General features: G+C 68.1%; 24 protein-coding genes. 12 read left to right on the forward strand and 12 right to left on the reverse strand.

Annotated features, from left to right (window positions below; genetic code table 11):
* The first annotated feature begins 2 nt into the window (after nt 1-2).
* From C5B91_RS00590 to C5B91_RS00600, 3 genes are all read left to right on the forward strand, one after another.
* Nucleotides 3-1,817: a ribosome biogenesis/translation initiation ATPase RLI gene (locus C5B91_RS00590; RefSeq protein ID WP_008091598.1), complete on the forward strand. Its 1,815-nt coding sequence runs from the start codon at nt 3-5 to the stop codon at nt 1,815-1,817.
* A gap of 131 nt (nt 1,818-1,948) precedes the next feature.
* Nucleotides 1,949-2,872 carry a VOC family protein gene (locus C5B91_RS00595; RefSeq protein WP_049968025.1) on the forward strand — a complete coding sequence of 308 codons (924 nt, stop codon included), beginning with the start codon at nt 1,949-1,951 and terminating at the stop codon, nt 2,870-2,872.
* Nucleotides 2,873-2,927: 55 nt separating this feature from the next.
* Complete coding sequence (locus C5B91_RS00600) at nt 2,928-3,410, forward strand: YbhB/YbcL family Raf kinase inhibitor-like protein (protein ID WP_008091600.1); 483 nt, start codon at nt 2,928-2,930, stop codon at nt 3,408-3,410.
* Between the two features lie 24 nt (nt 3,411-3,434).
* Here C5B91_RS00600 and rtcA read toward each other — a convergent pair whose 3' ends face one another.
* The 3 genes from rtcA to C5B91_RS00615 are packed head-to-tail and all read right to left on the reverse strand — an operon-like array spanning nt 3,435 to nt 5,568.
* On the reverse strand, nt 3,435-4,538 hold the full coding sequence (rtcA, locus tag C5B91_RS00605) for an RNA 3'-terminal phosphate cyclase (protein ID WP_049968026.1): 1,104 nt from the start codon (nt 4,536-4,538) through the stop codon (nt 3,435-3,437).
* Nucleotides 4,539-4,988: a universal stress protein gene (locus tag C5B91_RS00610; RefSeq protein ID WP_008091603.1), complete on the reverse strand. Its 450-nt coding sequence runs from the start codon at nt 4,986-4,988 to the stop codon at nt 4,539-4,541.
* Nucleotides 4,989-5,046: 58 nt separating this feature from the next.
* Nucleotides 5,047-5,568 carry an archaemetzincin family Zn-dependent metalloprotease gene (locus tag C5B91_RS00615; RefSeq protein ID WP_004969113.1) on the reverse strand — a complete coding sequence of 174 codons (522 nt, stop codon included), beginning with the start codon at nt 5,566-5,568 and terminating at the stop codon, nt 5,047-5,049.
* A 39-nt stretch (nt 5,569-5,607) separates the two neighbouring features.
* Between C5B91_RS00615 and C5B91_RS00620 the strand changes: the two genes are divergently transcribed.
* The 3 genes from C5B91_RS00620 to C5B91_RS00630 are packed head-to-tail and all read left to right on the forward strand — an operon-like array spanning nt 5,608 to nt 7,208.
* Entirely contained in the window at nt 5,608-6,039 is a 432-nt protein-coding gene (locus C5B91_RS00620; protein WP_008091607.1) for a UPF0146 family protein, read from the forward strand.
* 52 nt (nt 6,040-6,091) lie between these two features.
* Entirely contained in the window at nt 6,092-6,946 is an 855-nt protein-coding gene (locus C5B91_RS00625) for a TIGR01548 family HAD-type hydrolase (RefSeq protein WP_008091609.1), read from the forward strand.
* A 49-nt stretch (nt 6,947-6,995) separates the two neighbouring features.
* Nucleotides 6,996-7,208 (forward strand): hypothetical protein, encoded by a 213-nt coding sequence (locus tag C5B91_RS00630; protein WP_008091611.1) that lies wholly within the window; start codon nt 6,996-6,998, stop codon nt 7,206-7,208.
* Between the two features lie 4 nt (nt 7,209-7,212).
* Here C5B91_RS00630 and C5B91_RS00635 read toward each other — a convergent pair whose 3' ends face one another.
* Nucleotides 7,213-7,413, reverse strand: a complete 201-nt coding sequence (locus tag C5B91_RS00635; RefSeq protein WP_008091612.1) for a hypothetical protein — start codon at nt 7,411-7,413, stop codon at nt 7,213-7,215.
* A gap of 106 nt (nt 7,414-7,519) precedes the next feature.
* On the opposite strand from C5B91_RS00635, the gene npdG reads away from it, so the two are divergent.
* Nucleotides 7,520-8,188 (forward strand): NADPH-dependent F420 reductase, encoded by a 669-nt coding sequence (gene npdG / locus C5B91_RS00640; RefSeq protein ID WP_008091614.1) that lies wholly within the window; start codon nt 7,520-7,522, stop codon nt 8,186-8,188.
* Nucleotides 8,189-8,218: 30 nt separating this feature from the next.
* Here the strand turns inward: npdG and C5B91_RS00645 are convergent, their stop codons facing one another.
* The 4 genes from C5B91_RS00645 to C5B91_RS00660 all read right to left on the reverse strand — a co-directional run bounded on the left by C5B91_RS00645 (nt 8,219) and on the right by C5B91_RS00660 (nt 10,920).
* Nucleotides 8,219-9,472 (reverse strand): MFS transporter, encoded by a 1,254-nt coding sequence (locus tag C5B91_RS00645; RefSeq protein WP_008091616.1) that lies wholly within the window; start codon nt 9,470-9,472, stop codon nt 8,219-8,221.
* Nucleotides 9,473-9,686: 214 nt separating this feature from the next.
* The gene (hisE, locus tag C5B91_RS00650) at nt 9,687-9,989 is read right to left on the reverse strand and encodes a phosphoribosyl-ATP diphosphatase (protein ID WP_008091617.1); all 303 of its coding nucleotides are present in this window, start codon (nt 9,987-9,989) and stop codon (nt 9,687-9,689) included.
* A 102-nt stretch (nt 9,990-10,091) separates the two neighbouring features.
* The gene (gene pdxT / locus C5B91_RS00655) at nt 10,092-10,700 is read right to left on the reverse strand and encodes a pyridoxal 5'-phosphate synthase glutaminase subunit PdxT (protein WP_115818954.1); all 609 of its coding nucleotides are present in this window, start codon (nt 10,698-10,700) and stop codon (nt 10,092-10,094) included.
* A 55-nt stretch (nt 10,701-10,755) separates the two neighbouring features.
* Entirely contained in the window at nt 10,756-10,920 is a 165-nt protein-coding gene (locus tag C5B91_RS00660; protein WP_049904986.1) for a preprotein translocase subunit Sec61beta, read from the reverse strand.
* 205 nt (nt 10,921-11,125) lie between these two features.
* Here C5B91_RS00660 and trxA point away from each other — a divergent pair, with 205 nt between their 5' ends.
* On the forward strand, nt 11,126-11,407 hold the full coding sequence (gene trxA / locus C5B91_RS00665) for a thioredoxin (RefSeq protein WP_394295171.1): 282 nt from the start codon (nt 11,126-11,128) through the stop codon (nt 11,405-11,407).
* A 113-nt stretch (nt 11,408-11,520) separates the two neighbouring features.
* On the forward strand, nt 11,521-11,667 hold the full coding sequence (locus C5B91_RS00670; protein WP_004044485.1) for a 50S ribosomal protein L40e: 147 nt from the start codon (nt 11,521-11,523) through the stop codon (nt 11,665-11,667).
* A 17-nt stretch (nt 11,668-11,684) separates the two neighbouring features.
* Here the strand turns inward: C5B91_RS00670 and C5B91_RS00675 are convergent, their stop codons facing one another.
* Together C5B91_RS00675 and C5B91_RS00680 are read right to left on the reverse strand one after the other, a co-directional pair.
* Entirely contained in the window at nt 11,685-12,065 is a 381-nt protein-coding gene (locus C5B91_RS00675) for a hypothetical protein (protein ID WP_004973454.1), read from the reverse strand.
* A gap of 1 nt (nt 12,066) precedes the next feature.
* The gene (locus tag C5B91_RS00680; RefSeq protein ID WP_008091652.1) at nt 12,067-12,693 is read right to left on the reverse strand and encodes an MBL fold metallo-hydrolase; all 627 of its coding nucleotides are present in this window, start codon (nt 12,691-12,693) and stop codon (nt 12,067-12,069) included.
* A gap of 131 nt (nt 12,694-12,824) precedes the next feature.
* On the opposite strand from C5B91_RS00680, the gene C5B91_RS00685 reads away from it, so the two are divergent.
* Genes C5B91_RS00685 through C5B91_RS00695 form a run of 3 tightly spaced genes read left to right on the forward strand, consistent with a single transcriptional unit; the run spans nt 12,825 to nt 14,224 of the window.
* Nucleotides 12,825-12,995 (forward strand): DUF5786 family protein, encoded by a 171-nt coding sequence (locus tag C5B91_RS00685; protein ID WP_004044482.1) that lies wholly within the window; start codon nt 12,825-12,827, stop codon nt 12,993-12,995.
* The gene (locus C5B91_RS00690) at nt 12,992-13,603 is read left to right on the forward strand and encodes a DUF99 family protein (protein ID WP_115818955.1); all 612 of its coding nucleotides are present in this window, start codon (nt 12,992-12,994) and stop codon (nt 13,601-13,603) included. The genes C5B91_RS00685 and C5B91_RS00690 overlap by 4 nt, the downstream gene beginning before the upstream one ends.
* A gap of 24 nt (nt 13,604-13,627) precedes the next feature.
* A complete protein-coding gene (locus C5B91_RS00695; protein ID WP_008091657.1) occupies nt 13,628-14,224 on the forward strand; it encodes a uracil-DNA glycosylase family protein in 597 nt (198 codons plus the stop codon).
* A gap of 30 nt (nt 14,225-14,254) precedes the next feature.
* On the opposite strand, the gene C5B91_RS00700 is transcribed toward C5B91_RS00695, so the two are convergent.
* Together C5B91_RS00700 and C5B91_RS00705 are read right to left on the reverse strand one after the other, a co-directional pair.
* Nucleotides 14,255-15,049 carry a DUF6498-containing protein gene (locus C5B91_RS00700; RefSeq protein WP_115818956.1) on the reverse strand — a complete coding sequence of 265 codons (795 nt, stop codon included), beginning with the start codon at nt 15,047-15,049 and terminating at the stop codon, nt 14,255-14,257.
* Between the two features lie 157 nt (nt 15,050-15,206).
* Complete coding sequence (locus tag C5B91_RS00705; protein ID WP_083864263.1) at nt 15,207-15,761, reverse strand: sigma factor-like helix-turn-helix DNA-binding protein; 555 nt, start codon at nt 15,759-15,761, stop codon at nt 15,207-15,209.
* Nucleotides 15,762-15,777 lie beyond the last annotated feature (16 nt).

Below are 15,777 nucleotides of genomic sequence, written 5' to 3' on the forward strand. Positions count from 1 at the left end.
CGATGGCCGACGATAGTATCGCCGTCGTCGACTTAGACCGGTGTTCCCCCGACCGCTGTAGCTACGAGTGCTCGAACTTCTGTCCGCCGAACCGGACGGGTAAAGAGTGCATCACGCTCCGTGGCGAGGACGCCGAGCAGGGCGGTCCCGACCAGGTGCGCATCTCCGAGGAGATCTGCCTCGGTGAGACCTGCGGTATCTGCGTCGAGAAGTGCCCCTTCGATGCAATCGAAATCATCAACCTCCCCTCGGAACTCGACGAGGACCCGACCCACCGCTACGGCGAGAACGCCTTCTCGCTGTACGGCCTTCCGGTCCCCGAGTCCGGCTCGGTCACGGGTATCCTCGGACCGAACGGTATCGGGAAGACCACGGCCGTCCGCGCCCTCGCGGGCGAAATGGTCCCCAACCTCGGCAACTACGACGAGGAACCGACGTGGGAGGCCGTCCTCGACCGCTTCCGCGGGACCGAACTCCAGAACTACGTCGAACAGGTTCGAGACGGCGAGGTCTCCATCGCGCGCAAGCCGCAGTACGTCGACCAGATTCCCAAGCAGTTCGACGGCTCTGCCCGCGACCTCTTGGAGGCGACCGACGAGCGCGGCGCGCTCGACTCCTACATCGACCGCCTCGACATCGGCCCGGTCGTCGACAACGACATCGAGACGCTCTCCGGCGGCGAGCTTCAGCGGGTCGCCCTCGCGGCGACGCTCGCCCGCGACCGCGACTTCTACTTCCTCGACGAGATTTCGCCGTACCTCGACATCGGCCAGCGCGTCACCGCCGCGCGGCTCATCCGCGAACTCGCGGAGGAAGAAGACCGCGCGGTGCTCGTGGTCGAACACGACCTCGCCATCCTCGACCTGCTCGCCGACACGCTCCACGTCGCCTACGGTGAGCCCGGCGCGTACGGTGTCATCACCGACCCCAAGTCGGTCAGAAACGGCATCAACGAGTACCTGAAGGGGTATCTTTCGAACGAGAACATGCGCATCCGTCCGGAGGCAATCACCTTCGAGGAGCACGCGCCGCGCGAGACGACGAAGGCCGAACCCCTCGTCGAGTACCCCGAACTCGCCAAGTCCTACGGCGACGGCGAGTTCTCCCTCGACGTCGAGGCCGGCACCATCTACAACGGCGAAGTGCTCGGCATCGTCGGCCCCAACGGCATCGGGAAGTCGACGCTCGCACAGCTCTTTACGGGCGACCTGACGCCCGACGTGGGCGAACTCGACTTCGCGCTCGACATCTCGTACAAGCCGCAGTACATCGAAATCGACCAGCCGATGCGGGTCGACGCGTTCCTCTCGTCCATCACCGACCAGTTCGGTTCGTCGTACTGGAACACCGAAATCGCGAACCCGCTCCAGCTCAACCGCATCATGGAGCGCAACCTCACCGACCTCTCCGGCGGCGAGCGCCAGCGCGTCGCCATCGCGGCGTGTCTCTCACAGAACGCCGACCTCTACCTGCTCGACGAGCCGTCGGCCCACCTCGACGTGGAACAGCGCGTGCAGGCCACCTCGGCCATCCGCCGCTACGCCGAGAACCACGACGCGACGGTCATGGTCATCGACCACGACATCTACATGATGGACCTGCTCGCCGACCGCCTGATGGTGTTCGACGGCGAGCCGTCCATCGAGGGCCACGCCTCGAAGCCCCAGGAGATGCGCGACGGCATGAACGACTTCCTGTCGGACCTCGACATCACGTTCCGCCGCGACGAGCGCACCCAGCGCCCGCGCATCAACAAGCCCGACTCGCAACTCGACCGCGAGCAGAAGCGCGCCGGCGAGTACTACTACGCCGAATAGCGACCCGTTCGCTCGCGTTTCCACCCCCCGGTTCTCCGTTCTTCGCTCCCTCACCCTCGGTTACACCTCGCGCCGCGAGTGACTCCGATGTTACTACGGGCGTTTTCACGGTCACGCTCGAAGACGGAGATATGACGACTCAACCTTCATCAGATGGCTCGCTCACGGACGACACCCACCTCGGCCGGGTCGCGCTCCGCGTCGGCTCGCTCGACCGCGTCGTCCCGTTCTACCGCGACGTGGTCGGCCTCGCGGTCGAGCGCGAACGCGACGGTTCGCGGGCGGTCCTCTCGGCCGGCGAGACTCCCGTCGTCGTCCTCGACGAGGACTCCGACGCCCCGGAGCGCGGTCGCCGGGAGGCCGGGCTGTTCCACCTCGCGGTTCGCGTGCCCGACCGAGGCGCGCTCGGCGACGTGCTCTCCCGCGCCAGAACCCGCGCAACCGAGGCCGGCGCGACCCTCTCCGGCGCGTCCGACCACCTCGTCAGCGAGGCGCTGTACTTCCGCGACCCGGAGGGCAACGGCGTCGAGGTCTACTACGACCGGCCCCGCGAGGAGTGGCCGTGGACCGACGACCGCCGAGTGTCGATGGACACGTTCGCGCTCGACCTCGGGTCGCTCGCCGACGACGCCGCCGGCGAGGACCGCGCGCCCGACGGCACCGACCTCGGACACGTCCACCTCGAAGTCACGAACGTCTCCCGTTCGCGGGACTTCTACGTCGACGCGCTCGGCATGCGCGTCCGCGACGAGGGTTACCCCAGCGCGTCGTTCGTCGCCGCCGGCGAGTACCACCACCACGTCGGCCTGAACAGTTGGAACACCCGAAGCGCCCCCGCCGGTGAGGGCCGCGGCATCGAGTGGTTCGAAGTCGTCGTCCCCGACGCCGCGACACTCGACGCGGTCCGGGAGTCGCTGGCCGACGGTGGCCACGGGTTCGACGACGGCGGGTTCGACGGGGACGAATCCGGGGACGGCGACGCGGCCGGCGCGACCGACTCGCTCGTCGTCTCCGACCCCGATGGAATCCAAATCCGCGTCGTTCACGGCGGCTGACGGGTCGATTCGGCCGAACGAATCGTTTTGTCGCTGGTCGCCCAACGGGCGGGTAATGATATCGAGTGATTCGAGCGAGCGCCGCCGCGGGCTCACCCTCCGAAGCCCGGCGTTCGACGACGGAAGCCCGATACCCCGCACCCACGGCTACGCGACCGAAAACGAGAGCCCGCCGCTCCGAATCGGCGGCGTTCCCCCCGGGACCGCCTCGCTCGCCCTCGTGATGGACGACCCCGACGCGGTGAAACCCGCGGGCAAGGTGTGGGACCACTGGCTGGTCTGGAACATCGACCCCGAGACCGACGCCATCGAGGCGGGCGAGACGCCGCCGGGCGCGGTCGAGGGAACCAACAGCTACGGCGAACGGGACTACGGCGGCCCGAACCCGCCGGACGGCGAGCACACTTATCGGTTCCTGTTGTACGCGCTCGACACCTCCCTCGACCTCGACGCCGGTGCGACGAAAGCCGACCTGAAACGCGCCATCGCGGGACACGTCACCGCCGAGACGCAACTGACCGGGAAATACGCGCCCTGAGGCTGCCGAAGCCGGTTCTTCCGGTCAGCGGCCGCCGTCTGACTCGACGACCGCGCCCGTCCCCGTCCCCGGACCTGCGCCAGCGCCCGACCCCGCGCCGCGGTCGCCGTCTTCGCCCGCCCGAAGCGACACGTCGTAGCCGAAGGCACGAATCACGCCGAGGTTCGTCCGCACGTGGTCCGTGACGGCGGGAATCCGTACGCGACCCCCGGCGAGCGCGACCCAGACGAGCAGTTGGTCGGCCATGTGGCGGTCAACCGGCGCGTCGCCGCCGAGCCAGTCGAGAAGCGAGTCGGCCGCCCGCGATCCGACCGTCTCGGCCGGCGTGCCGCGCTCGCCGTAGGCGTCGAAGCCGGCGACGAGCGACGCGGAGCCGTCGCCGCCTCTCTCGTCTTCTCCGCCCCGAGCGACGACGACCACGGCCGAACCGGGCGAGTCGCTCTCGACCGACGAGACCGACGACCGAATCGGGAGGTCGACGCCCGCCTCGGCGAGCGCGTCGCGGACGCCCTCGACCTGTCGCTCGGCCACCGCGGCGTCAGCGAGCGACTCGCTCGCGACCGAGTAGACTCGAAGTTCGTCGGGCTCCGCGCGGCGAGTCAGTTCGACCGGTGTCGGCTCGGCCGGTTCGATGCGGAGCGAAAGCGTGCCCCCGCCGGCCGGGTAGAAGCCGCGACGAGGCACCGAGACGCCGAACTCGACGCCGAACGCCGAACACAGCGGACGCTTCGCGTACCGGAGGTAGTCCGCAGGCGGCGACCACCGAACGTCGGTGCCGCCGGTGACGGTGAGCGAGAGCGGGTCGTCGAGAGCGACGGCCGCGGGGAGCAGCGTCTCGCAGACGAGCGTCGCGCTCCCGGCGGTGCCGACGGCCGCCTCGACCGGGTCGGCTCGGACGTTGCGGGGGGAAAAGCGGAGCGTCGACGACCCGACCTCGTCGCCGGCGACGTCGGCGTTCGAGACGGCCGCGGCGACGGAGACGCAGGCGACGTGCTGGGCCTTCAGCCCGGGCGTCGAGCGGTTCCCGCGGACGTTCGTCATCTCGAACGGCTCGCCGGTCACGACCGAGAGGGCGAGGGCGGTCCTGAGGGGCTGTCCGCCGCCCTCCCGCCCGTCGAGTCGGCGCATTCAGCGGACGACGGTGACGGGGCAGGACGCCCGCTCGACCAGTTCCTTGGCGACGCTCCCGACCAGCCCCTCGTAGCGTTTCGAGAGGCCGCGGTGGCCGACGAAGATGCCCTCGGCACCTGACTCGTCGGCGTAGGTCGGAATCGCCTCGACGGGGTCGCCGTAGAGGAGTTCCGTGGTCGCTTCGACGCCCGCGTCGGCGGCGCGTTCGGCGGCCGCTTGTATGACGTGTTCGGCGCGCGATTCCGCGTCTTCGAGGCTCTCGGCGACGATTCGGTCGCCGGTTCTGGCGACCCCCGCGACGGGTTCCTCGCCGCCTTCGACGAGGACCTGCGGTTCGACCGCGTGGACGATGGTGACCGTCGCACCCAGCGGTTCGAGCATCGTGAGCGCGTGGTCGAGCGCTCTGTCGGCGGCCGCAGAGCCGTCTACTGCAACGACGAAGTTCATACCTGAATACAGGTGCCGAGACGAGAAAAAGGGTGAGACGGCGCTCGCGTTCGGAGAACTAGTGGACGAGCCGACTGCAGGTGCCGCAGAGGTTCTCTTCTTTCACGTCCACCTCGCGGACCGTCGGCGAGAAGGACATGACGCACTTGTTGTTGTCGCAGTGTTCGAGGCCGAGGGTGTGGCCGATTTCGTGGACGACCTCCTTTCGCACGCGGTCGGACAGCACCTCGTCGGCGGGCTTGTTCGTGATGCCGCCGTCCGTGGAGGTCTGGAGGCGGTACGTGGAGATGACGGAGCCATTGCCGTTGAGGTACGCGAGGCCGAAGACGTAGTTTCGGCGGCGGTAGTAGAGGTCCTTTTCCGTGATGCCGATGTTCTTCTCGCCGCGACCGATGCGGCTCGCCAGCTCGATGAACTGCTCGGCCCGGTACTGGTTTCGGCTCCGGTCGAACGCGCCCTCGGGAATCGCCTGATTCGAGTGCACGGTCACGTCGCAGTCGTAGACGGAGCGGAGTCCGGCGGATGCCTCCCGCTTGACGGCCGCAGAAATATCCCCGATAGGCACGATATCGACGAGCATGCGAGGGATTAAGCGGGGACGCTTCATAAATATCCCGACGTGAAAAAATCGCTGCGCGACGCGCTCGTCGCACGGTTGTCGGGGTACGACCGCGCGGTCGAAGTCGGGGTCGGCCGGGAGCCGTCGGTGGCGGCTGCCCTCGCCGACCGCGGGGTCGACGTGGTCGCCGTCGACGTACACGAGTTCCCCGTCCCCGAGGGTGTCTCGTTTGTCCGCGACGACGTGTTCGCCCGCGCCGACGCCCCCGACCTCGGTCCCTACGCCGACGCCGGCGTCGTCTACGCTCTGAACGTCCCCGTCGAACTTCACCGGCCCGCCGCGGAGGTCGCCCGCCGCGCCGACGCCGACTTCCTGTTCACCACGCTCGGCTACGACGAACCCTCGATTCCGGTCGCCCGCGAGACGCTTCCGGGCGACACGCTGTACGTCGCCGAGCGCGGACGGCGGGGCCAGCGCGCCCGGGGGGACTAGCCCGCCCGGCCCCAAGAGTAAGGCACTTGCCCGCTCGCCGCGCGGTTCCGGTATGCACGCGGACGCTGTCGTCTTCGATATCGACGGAGTGCTCGTCGACGTCGCCGACTCCTACCGGCGCGCCATCGTCGAATCAGTGGACCGACACTACGGCACGACCATCTCCCGCGACGAGGTCCAACTGTTCAAGGACGCCGGCGGCTTCAACAACGACTGGGAACTGACGTACGCGGCGGCGCTGTACGTCCTCGCCGCCCGCGAGACCGACCTGTCGGTCGCCGAGTTCACCGACGACATCGAGGCCCGCGGCGGCGGCCTCGACGCCGCCGAGGCGACCGTCGAAGCCCTGTTTTCCGACCCGAGCGTCGTCTTCGACGAGTGGGACCCCGAGGCGCTCCGCGAGACGTTTCAGGCGCTCTATCTCGGAAGCGACCGCTACCGCGACCTCGAAGGCGGCGACCCGCCGTTCGAGGCCCCGGGCTACATCCACGACGAACCCGTGCTCCTCCGTCAGGAGACGCTCGACGCCCTCGGCGACCGCGAACTCGGCGTCGTCACCGGCCGGCCCAGCGCGGAGGCCGACATCGCGCTCGACCGCGTCGCCCTCGACGTGGCCGACGACCACCGGTTCACGATGGACGACTGGGAGGAGGGAAAGCCCCACCCGGCCGCGCTCGTGACGGTCGCGGAGCGCCTCGGAGCCGAGTCGGTCGTCTTCGTCGGCGACACCCTCGACGACGTGAAGACGGCGCTGAACGCCGACGCCGCTGACCCCGACCGTGTCTACTACGGCGTCGGCGTCCTCTCGGGCGGCCTGACCGGCGACGACGGCCGACAGAAGTTCTCCGAAATCGGCGCGGCCGCCGTCGTCGAGGACGTGAACGAAGTTCCGGACCTCCTCGACTGATGGCTCCGACGCTGACTCCGACTCCCGTTTCGCCGCCGGAGGGCCGCTGATGGGACACCTCCGCGCCTTCGTCGTCACGCTGCTCGCGCTCGACGCGCTCGTGGTCGTCGTCGGGACGTACCTCCTCCCGCCGGACCCGTTCACGCAGTTGTTCCTCGTCGGGCCGCTGTTGCTGTTGGCTCCGGTGGTCGCGTGGTGGCTCGTCTACCGCGACGGCTTCGAGCGGGTACAGGCGCTCGTCGAGTCCGACGACGACGCCTGACGCCTCAGCCGGACCGGCTCCCGAACCGCGCGCCGAGGTCGTCGACCAGCCTGACGGCGATGTACACCGGAAGCACCCATACCAGCGCGATACAGAAGACACCGAGCGCGGTTCCGAGAACCCCGTCGATACCCGGCGCAGTCTGCATGAAAATCAGCACGACGAACCACAGCGTCAGCGCCTGAACGTACCTCGGTTCGTTCACGCTTTCGTGACAGTTTTTTGAACTCATAGCGCTTTCTCCTCGCGGACACAGGCAGAACCGACCGGTCGCACAACCCTTTAGGTCGGCTCGGTCCGGAGGTGTGAGTATGCGAATCGCACTCCTCGGTGGGACCGGCGACATCGGCGAGGGCCTCGCCCTCCGCTGGGCCTACCACACCGACCACGAGGTCATCGTCGGGTCGCGCGACCCCGACAAGGCCCGCGCGAAGGCCGACGAGTACGAGACCGAACTCTCCAGCCGCGGCCGCGACGTGAAGGTAAACGGCTTTACGAACGAGATGGCCGCCGACCGCGCCTCCGTGGTCGTCCTCGCCGTGCCGCCGTACCACGTCTCCGACACCGTCGAGGCCGTCGCCGACTCCCTGTCCGAGGGAGACGTGCTCGTCACGCCCGCCGCGGGCATCAAGCGCGACGACGACGGCTTCCACTACCACCCGCCGAAAGCAGGGAGCGTGACGGCGCTCGTCGCCGACGCGGCCCCCGACGACGTGCCGGTGGTCGGCGCGTTCCACAACCTCGCGGCCGGTCGACTGGCCGACCTCGACGCCGACCTCGGCATCGACACGCTGCTCGTCGCCGACGACGAGGACGCAAAGGAGACCGTGCGCCTGCTCGCCGAGGGCATCGACGGCCTCCGCGCGCTCGACGGCGGCGGCCTCGCCAACGCCGCCGAAATCGAAGCGGTGACGCCGCTTCTCATCAACGTCGCACAGAACAACGACGGGATGCACGACCTCGGCATCGAGTTCAAGTAGCGGCGTCCGACCCGCACCCGGCGCGATTTCTCACGACAGTTCAGACCGCGGCACCGTCGCCGCCTCCCCGTAGAGCGTCCGCGCCACGAGCAGTCCGACGACGACGACGAGCGCGACGCAGGCGAGGTACTCGACGCGGAAGCCGACCACTTCGGCCAGCGGGACGGCCACGAGCGGGCCGAGCGTCGACCCCGAGTCGCCGAAGACGTTGTAGACGCCGCCGAGTTTGCCCACGTCGTCGGCCGGGCTGAGGTCGCCGAGATAGGCTAACAGCGGCGGGTTCGACCCGCCGACGCCGATGCCGATGAGCGCCACGCCCGCGAGCGTCGAGGGGAGCGTCGGCACGAGCGCCAACAGCGCGAACCCGGACGCGAGGACGCCCAGCGCGGGCAGCGTCAGCGCCGCGCGGTTCGACAGACGGTCGGAGTACCGCCCGACGACGAGCGTCGTGACGCTCGACGCGACGACGCCGACGGCCATCACGACGCCGCTGACGCCGGCCCCGGAGAGCCCGCCGAGCGAGATATCGTTCGCCGTCGCGTACAGCACGGCCGTCGAGAGGAGGACGCCCGCAAACAGGAAGCGGACGGCGAAGTTGACGGTGCCGACGGTGAAGATGCGGATGTCGGAGCCGACCAGTCGCGGCACGTCGCGGAGCGAACTCGCCGCCGTCACGTCGGTCTTCACGTCCGGGAGGACGGAGATGGCGACGAGGGCGGCGAACAGGCCCGCACAGCCCGCGACGGCGAACGCGGTGGCGTAGCCGAACGCGTCGGTGACGAGGCCGCCGACGACGAGGCCCGCGGGGAACCCGAGGCTCTGGCCGCCGCGCATGTAGCCGACCCACTTCCCGCGGTTTTCGCCCGAGGTGACGTGCGTGATGGTGCTGAACGCGCCGACGAAGACGAACGCCGAGCCGACGCCCCAGCAGGCCCGCGACAGGAGGAAGATAGTCGCGCTGTCGAGCGGAATCGGGCCGGGATTTAGCCCGAGGACGTAGCCGAACGGCGACAGCCCCTGCACGACGAACCCGGCTATCATCGGCCGGCGCGTCCCCATCCGGTCGAGTATCTGCCCGGCGGGCGTGTTCACGACCAGTCGGGTGAACCGGTTCGCCGAGAGGATGAGACCGACCACGAACGGCGTGATACCGATGATGGGACCGAGCGTCGGCAGCGTCGGGAAGGCGACGCCCGCGCCGACGCCGCCGAAGAAGACGCCCGCGATGAGGCTCCCGGCGACGAACTCGACTGACGGCTCGTCGCCGCCGAACAGCCGACTCACGCGGCCGACCCTCGGGAGACGGTCGCGGCGCGGTGGGGCGTGAGATGCGCGGGAGCGAACTGGCGGACGCGGGTTCGGGAGACGTGCATCGAGAGAGTGCGCTATCGTGGATGCACGCTCTTGGTGCTTTGCAATCGGGCCGTCTCGTCCGGGAACTGCGGGCGGCGAGCGGCGAATGGCGGCGGCGTCGCAACCGCGGTCGCGGTCAACCGTCTCAGAAGCGGTTTTTCAGCTCTTCGCGCAGGTCGTCGAGCGAGGCGTCCTTCATCGACAGCAGGACGAGCAGGTGGTAGACGAGGTCGGCGCTCTCGTAGAGCAGTTCCTCGCGGTCGTCGTCCTTGGCCGCGAGGATGGTCTCCGTCATCTCCTCGCCGAGCTTTTCGAGGACGTAGTTCTCGCCTTTCTCGTGGGTAAACAGCGTCGTCGTGTAGGAGTCCTCGGGGAGTTCCGCCTTGCGCGACTCGATAGTCGCAAAGAGTTCGTCTAAGACCTCCTCGGTCGGGGTGTCGGCGTCCATGGTCGCACGACGGGCGGGCGCGGAAAAAGACCCTCTGGTTCCGGCGGGCGGGCGGCCAGACCTCGCTCGAACAGGCGACCCGCACTCCGGCCGGCCGACCGCTCAGGCGTCGACTTCGACCGCCAGTTCGTCGAAGAACGCGAGGTCGTGGATACGGCTGTCGGGCGTCAGTTCGGGGTGGAACGAGGTGCCGACGACGGGGCCGTCGCGGACGGCGACCGGGTTGCCGTCCCACTCGGCGAGCACCTCCACGCCGTCGCCGACCTCGTCGATGAGGGGTGCGCGGATGAACACCGCGGGGAACGGCGAGTCGAGGCCGGCCACGTCCAGCGGGGCCTCGAAGCTGTCGACCTGCCGGCCGAAGGCGTTGCGGTCGACCGTCACGTCGAGGAGGTCGAGCGTGGTCACGCGGTCGTCCTTGGCGTCGCGGGAGGCGACGATGAGGCCGGCGCAGGTGGCGAGGACGGGTTTCCCGGCGTCGACGTGGGCGCGAATCTCGTCGGCGATGCCCTCGCGTTCGAGAAGCCGGGAGATGGTCGTGGACTCGCCGCCCGGCATGAGTAACACGTCGCAGTCGGGGACGAGGCCGTCGCTTCGAATCTCGACGATTTCGGCGTCGACGCCGTGGGCCGCGGCGGCCCGCTCGACGGCGTCGGCGTGCTCGGACACGTCGCCCTGCACGGCGACGACGCCGGCGCGTAGCGTAGTCATGGAGGGGTCTCGGGAAGCCGCGGACAAAAAGCGTCCGTTCGGCGGTCGGCGCGGTTCAGAGCGCGAGCGCGTTCAGCACCAGAATGCCGATGCCGAACAGCGCTCCCGTGGCGACGACGGTCTTGGGGTCGACTCGAATCGCGTTGCGGTCCTCCGCGTCGAAGTAGCGGACGAGGCCCGCGCTCGACATCAGACCGCCGCTGTTCTGGCCCTTGCTCATGTTCCACCGTCCGTGCGTCCGCCGCGTAAACGTTTCGGCTCGCGCTCGGAACGCGTCTCGACGCGGCCGAAAAATCGCGCTCATCGGACGAGTCCGCTCGCGGCCGTCTTGGGGGTCGACGGGTCGGAATCCGTTTTGGATGACCGGAAGCACAACCGGAGAGGTGCGGGCCCATGAGTAATCCTTATGCGCGGGGGCAGGCAAGTTGCGTCGGGATACGATGACTGTTCGACTCTTGGACTTCTACGCGGACTGGTGCGGCCCTTGTAAGACGCAGGACCCGATTCTCGACGACCTCGAGGGCGACTACGAGAACGTCGAGTTCGTCAAGGTCGACGTCGACGAGGAACAGGACGTTGCCAACCAGTATCAGGTTCGCTCGCTCCCGACGCTCATCGTCGAGAACGACGACGGCATCGTCGACCGCTTCGTCGGCGTCACCCAGCGCGACGACATCGAATCGGCGCTGAGCCAGGCCGGCGCGTAAGCGCGCCGCGGACCGCCGCGTTTTCCGACCTATCCAGATGGCCGCCGAGAGCCCCGCGAGCGCCGGCGGTGTGTCTCGCAAGCGTTATACGACCGGCGGGGGGACTCGTATGCATGGCTAGTGACGCTGCGACGAAGCGGACGCTCGAGAAGCAGATCTGCATGCGGTGCAACGCGCGCAACCCCCAGAAGGCAAAGCAGTGCCGCAAGTGCGGCTACAAGCACCTTCGACCCAAGTCGAAGGAACGCCGCGCCGCGTAAGCCCGCACGCTTCTCTCTCAGGCGTCTCGCCGATACAGTTCGACCAGCACCGCGAGCAGTGCGAGCTGGACGAGCTTGTCCACGATGCCGCCGATTCCGAAGATATTCGGCCAGTTCAGTGCGACGTAGAGGACCACCTGTCCGACGGTGAAGGGGATGCCGAGCAACACCACCCGCGAGCGGAGGCGCTCGTCGCCGCGCAGGACGCCGACGATGCCGGCGGCGAAGCCCGCCGCGGCCCCGATGAACGCGATGCCGAGCGGATCGGCGAGGTTCGCGGCCAGCGCGCCCGCCCCGAGGACGAGGTGAATCACGCCGGTCACGGCCGCGAGGCCGACGCCGACGTAGTGCAGTCGCGTCAGGTCGCCGCCCGCGCCCCCGGTCGTGTCGGTCGCCATCTCAGGCCTCCGGGTATTTCGGTTTGCGGCGCTCCGCGCGTTCGAGCGCGCGTTCGAGCGCGTCGCGGACGGTGTCGCCCCCGATCTCGTTCTCGAAGGGGTCGCCGTGGCCGGCGTACAGCGCCTCGACGGTCGACGGGAGGCGGTCGAGGAGCGTGTGCAGGCTGCTGATGAGGCGCTCGCGGGACTGTCCCGGCATGTCGGTGCGACCGAAACTGCCGTCGTCGAACGCACCGTCGTTGTAGACGAACACGTCGCCGGAAAACAGCGACCGCCCGCTCACGAGCGAGACGTGGTCGTCGGCGTGACCCGGCGTGTAGATGACCTCGAACGTCTCGTCACCCATCTCGACGTGGTCGCCGTCTTCGAGTTCGTGCGTTCGAAGCGGGTGGTCGGCGTAGGCGTACACGTCCGGGGCGAACCGCTCGACCACCGCGTCGAGTTCGCCCACGTGGTCCGAGTGCTGGTGGGTGACGACCACTGCGTCGAGGTCGTCGGTGTGCTCGGCGACGACCTCCTCGACGCCGGGCATCGTTCCGGCGTCGACGAGGACGGTTCGCGCGCCGAGGACGAGGTAGGCGTTGCAGGTGAAGGTCTCGGCGTCGGCGGTGACTGGGATGACTTCCATACCTCCGCGTACGCGCCCGAACGGAAAAAGTCGGACGGGTGAGACGTTCCCCGCGACACCGCAACTCGCCCTCAAACGTCGAACTCGCGCGACAAATCCTTTTTGGGGCTCGGTCGTGTACGTATGACTGTATGGGATTTGGGAGCTACGACGAGTCCGAACAAGGAGACCAGAACGTCGACTTCGACGAGGAAGACGGCGTCACGACGAGCGAGGAGAAACACGAGGGCGAGGTCGATTTCGAAATCGGCGCGTCCAACGACGAACTCCTCGACCGGCTCCAGGAGATTAAAGACGAGTGAAGCCTGGGTCTCGCGCCCTCGGGGTCGCGGAATCTTCCCCCGGGGCGGCGCGCGCACCCACAGACGACGCTGACGACGCTCATTTTTCGACAGACCCGTCTCCGGAGAGCGTCCTCTGCGGCGCGGTCGTCCGCGCCGACCGGGTCGTCGACGGTCTCGCCTTCGAGACGTGCACCGTCGGCGGCGACGACGCGACCCACGCCATCGCCTCGCTGTACGCCTCGCTCGGCCGCGAAGACGTGCGCTACCTGCTCGTCTCCGGCATCGCCCCGGCGTGGTTCAACCTCGTCGACGTCGAGCGCCTCGCCGCGGACCTCGACCGCCCGGTGGTCTCGGTCTCCTTCGAGGAGAGCGAGGGGCTCGAACCCGCGCTCGCCGAGCAGTTCTCGGGCGCGGCGCTCGACCGACGACTCGCCACGTACCGCGCGGCCCCGCCCCGCCGCCCGCTCGATGTGAACGGGGAGACGGTGTTCGTCCGGGCCGCCGGCTGCGACGACGACGAGGCCGCGCGGGTCGTCCGCGGGTTCACCCCGACCGGCGGCCGTCCCGAACCGATTCGCGTGGCCCGGATGGCCGCCCGAGCGGCGCGACGCTTCGCCGGGGATTAAGCCGTCCCCGCCCTCGAACCGAGTATGGAACACATGGAGGGCCTCTGCGTGACGGGCTGCGAGCAGTGCCCCGAACTCGTCGACTCGCGGAGTCGCATCGTCAACGGGGTCGGCCCCGACGACGCCGACCTGCTCTTCCTCGGCGAAGCGCCGGGCGCGAAGGAAGACGAGGGCGGCGAGCCGTTCGTGGGTCGCTCCGGCTCCGTGCTTGACGACGCGCTCCGCGAGGCCGGCCTCGCCCGCGCCGACGTTCGCATCACCAACTGCGTGCGGTGCCGCCCGCCGGACAACCGCGACCCGACGAGCGACGAACTGTCGAACTGTCGGGGCTATCTCGCCCGCGAACTCGAACTCGTCGACCCCGAGCTAATCGTCACGCTCGGGAAAGTGCCATCGCAGCACCTGCTCGACCGCGGCGTCGCCATCACGAGCGAGTCCGGGTCGGTCGTGGACGCCCGCGTCGGCGACGCCTCTTACCGCGTCCTCCTCTCTGTCCATCCGGCGGCGACGCTCTACGACCGGAGCCAGCGCGAGGGCTTCTTCGAGACCATCGCGCGCGCCGCCGACCTCTCGGGACTCTCCGACTCCTCGGACGGACAGGCCAGCCTCGGCGACTTCTGAGCCCGCGAGAGCGCCCGTCCACCCCGACGTTCAGGCCGAGGCGTCGTTGACTTCGATTCGCTCGCCCGCCGGTTCTTCGGGCCGTTCCGCCCGCTTTTCGGCGCGGGCGTGTTCTCTGAGGTGCGCGCCCGCGTCGAGCGCGGTTTTGACGACGACCATGACGACGAGCGCCGCGGCGGGCGCGCCCGAGGCGGCGACGAGGAACGCGCCGAGGATGATGGTCAGGTGGAGGACGATGACCCGGCGGTAGGGTTCGGACATCTGCGTGCCGGGCGAGACGCTCCGGTACTCCTCGCGGCCGACGAAGTTGGCGGCGAACGACCCGCCGTGGCTGAGGACCGTCGCAGCCGCCGCGAGAAGGACCGCGCCGAGCGGGACGCCGCCGACCGCGCCGGCCGCCCCGCCCGCGAAGGCGTCGAACGACCAGACGAACACGCCGTGGACGACCCAGAAAATCCCGTAGTGCATGGCGAAAAAGCCCGCGATGGGGACGTTCGTGGGGTAGAAGTGAAAGCCGTCGCGGGGCGATTCGGGCGGCAAGAGGTCCACCCGCCGACCGTTGATGGTGGCGTTGATGCTCGACCCGCCGTCGCCGCGGCCGCTGGCGGCGAGAATCTTGGGGACGTTCAGGAGACCGACGACGCCGCTTTCGAGCCAGTAAGCGACGAGCAGCGCCTTCAGGCTCCAGTCGAACCAGACGACGCCGACGAGGGGGACGAGGTTCGCGGCCACGAGCGCGGCGAGGGCGACGGGCGAGGCGGCGAGACGCGACCCCGAAGCGGCGGAGTGCGGCGGCGAGGGAACGGAACGCGGCGACGACGGCATGGGCTACGCTGTGAGACGCGGGGAACCGATAAAAACCGTACCGCGGAGCGGACCAGAACTCAATCGAGCTCGGAACATCATGTCTGTGGCACCAACTCTCAAATGGTGGGACTATCACACTACAAAACAAATTCACATTTCTCAAATATCTATAGCACTACTCTGAATGTAGCCCAATAGTACTCTCCCCAGCTACGATTGACAGACTCGTCAGTTCCCATCGAACCGGATTATCTTTGTGTTTTCCGTCGTCGTAGACTTGCCATAATTTGTCCTGGTTTGGTTCCACTAGCAACCTCATCTTGCCGCCTCGGGGACCATCCATCTCAACGCGTGTTTTTGTCCCTTCGGTGGTTGACATTTGGTTGAACCCCACGACTGTAAACGGCTGTTTCATCGATTTGCGACCAGTTGACGTAAATACGACTTTATCATCGACCTGCAATCGATCTATTAAACTTCTGAGGCTGTCGTTAGATGATGAGAAGTCCCTTAGCACTCTCGTCGTATTCTCTGACTGGTCTCGTTTTTCTCTGATTCGCTTCGCGTATTCGTCTACCGTGGACCTCTTGAGATCCAATCTGTCAGCGATATCTGCATGTGAACTAGTCCCTGCTTGTTTCAAGAGTAGTACCTCAGCTTCCCGCTTAGAGAGGTTAGTCCTCTCCGTGATCTGTTCGGCCTCCTTTCTCCTCTCTTCTGAGAGATCCATGGCTACACTATTTGTA

Origin of the sequence: Haloferax sp. Atlit-10N, assembly GCF_003586325.1 — an archaeon.
Taxonomy (GTDB): Archaea; Halobacteriota; Halobacteria; order Halobacteriales; family Haloferacaceae; genus Haloferax; species Haloferax prahovense.

What these genes read in the sequence shown, in the direction of transcription:
- C5B91_RS00590 (WP_008091598.1), top strand. Translation starts at nt 3, where the DNA reads ATGGCCGACGATAGTATCGCCGTCGTCGACTTAGACCGGTGTTCCCCC.
- C5B91_RS00595 (WP_049968025.1), top strand. Translation starts at nt 1,949, where the DNA reads ATGACGACTCAACCTTCATCAGATGGCTCGCTCACGGACGACACCCAC.
- C5B91_RS00600 (WP_008091600.1), top strand. Translation starts at nt 2,928, where the DNA reads ATGATATCGAGTGATTCGAGCGAGCGCCGCCGCGGGCTCACCCTCCGA.
- rtcA (WP_049968026.1), bottom strand. Translation starts at nt 4,538, where the DNA reads ATGCGCCGACTCGACGGGCGGGAGGGCGGCGGACAGCCCCTCAGGACC.
- C5B91_RS00610 (WP_008091603.1), bottom strand. Translation starts at nt 4,988, where the DNA reads ATGAACTTCGTCGTTGCAGTAGACGGCTCTGCGGCCGCCGACAGAGCG.
- C5B91_RS00615 (WP_004969113.1), bottom strand. Translation starts at nt 5,568, where the DNA reads ATGCTCGTCGATATCGTGCCTATCGGGGATATTTCTGCGGCCGTCAAG.
- C5B91_RS00625 (WP_008091609.1), top strand. Translation starts at nt 6,092, where the DNA reads ATGCACGCGGACGCTGTCGTCTTCGATATCGACGGAGTGCTCGTCGAC.
- C5B91_RS00630 (WP_008091611.1), top strand. Translation starts at nt 6,996, where the DNA reads ATGGGACACCTCCGCGCCTTCGTCGTCACGCTGCTCGCGCTCGACGCG.
- npdG (WP_008091614.1), top strand. Translation starts at nt 7,520, where the DNA reads ATGCGAATCGCACTCCTCGGTGGGACCGGCGACATCGGCGAGGGCCTC.
- hisE (WP_008091617.1), bottom strand. Translation starts at nt 9,989, where the DNA reads ATGGACGCCGACACCCCGACCGAGGAGGTCTTAGACGAACTCTTTGCG.
- pdxT (WP_115818954.1), bottom strand. Translation starts at nt 10,700, where the DNA reads ATGACTACGCTACGCGCCGGCGTCGTCGCCGTGCAGGGCGACGTGTCC.
- C5B91_RS00660 (WP_049904986.1), bottom strand. Translation starts at nt 10,920, where the DNA reads ATGAGCAAGGGCCAGAACAGCGGCGGTCTGATGTCGAGCGCGGGCCTC.
- C5B91_RS00670 (WP_004044485.1), top strand. Translation starts at nt 11,521, where the DNA reads ATGGCTAGTGACGCTGCGACGAAGCGGACGCTCGAGAAGCAGATCTGC.
- C5B91_RS00675 (WP_004973454.1), bottom strand. Translation starts at nt 12,065, where the DNA reads ATGGCGACCGACACGACCGGGGGCGCGGGCGGCGACCTGACGCGACTG.
- C5B91_RS00680 (WP_008091652.1), bottom strand. Translation starts at nt 12,693, where the DNA reads ATGGAAGTCATCCCAGTCACCGCCGACGCCGAGACCTTCACCTGCAAC.
- C5B91_RS00685 (WP_004044482.1), top strand. Translation starts at nt 12,825, where the DNA reads ATGGGATTTGGGAGCTACGACGAGTCCGAACAAGGAGACCAGAACGTC.
- C5B91_RS00695 (WP_008091657.1), top strand. Translation starts at nt 13,628, where the DNA reads ATGGAACACATGGAGGGCCTCTGCGTGACGGGCTGCGAGCAGTGCCCC.
- C5B91_RS00700 (WP_115818956.1), bottom strand. Translation starts at nt 15,049, where the DNA reads ATGCCGTCGTCGCCGCGTTCCGTTCCCTCGCCGCCGCACTCCGCCGCT.
- C5B91_RS00705 (WP_083864263.1), bottom strand. Translation starts at nt 15,761, where the DNA reads ATGGATCTCTCAGAAGAGAGGAGAAAGGAGGCCGAACAGATCACGGAG.